The organism is Niastella sp. sgz303648 (assembly GCF_059587045.1).
The window spans coordinates 1-521 of sequence record NZ_JCAPSW010000071.1 but is presented as its reverse complement, the minus strand read 5'-3'; the positions used below and the strand labels follow the sequence as shown (position 1 = coordinate 521).

Here is a 521-nt window from a genome sequence, read left to right as displayed (position 1 = left end):
ATCGTTCCCCCTTGCGGAGTACCCTCAGTCGGATATATAAGCTGTCCGTTATCCAATACGCCTGCTTTGAGCCATTTGTCGATCATCTTTCTGATCACTCCATCTTTTATCCTATGGTCAAGAAACTCACGCAGGCATTGGTGGTTAATACTCCCGAAGTAGTTTTGCATATCGGCATCAATAATGTATCGCATGCCTTTCCAACTAACCTGCCGGGTTATTTCTTGCAATGCCTGATGTTGTGATTTGCCGGGTCTGAACCCATACGAGCCGGGATAGAACATATCCTCATATACCGGTTGCAATACCCTGGTTACTGCTGACTGTAGCAGTTTGTCTTCCACAGTGGGTAGACCCAGCGGGCGAAGTTTGCCATCACCCTTGGGTATATATACCCGCCGGATGTGGGGCGCCCGGTAGCTACCGCTTTTAAAAGCTGTCAGTAACTCAGGGATTCTTGTTTCCCGTTGCTTGTGATAGTCCATCCACGTTTCTGCATCCACGCCACTGGCTCCTTTTTT

1 protein-coding gene is annotated in these 521 nt (G+C 48.6%); it reads right to left on the bottom strand.

Annotated features, from left to right (window positions below):
• Positions 1-521: reverse transcriptase domain-containing protein (locus AC59IL_RS38955; RefSeq protein WP_496557674.1), on the bottom strand; the 521-nt coding region annotated here is incomplete at both ends.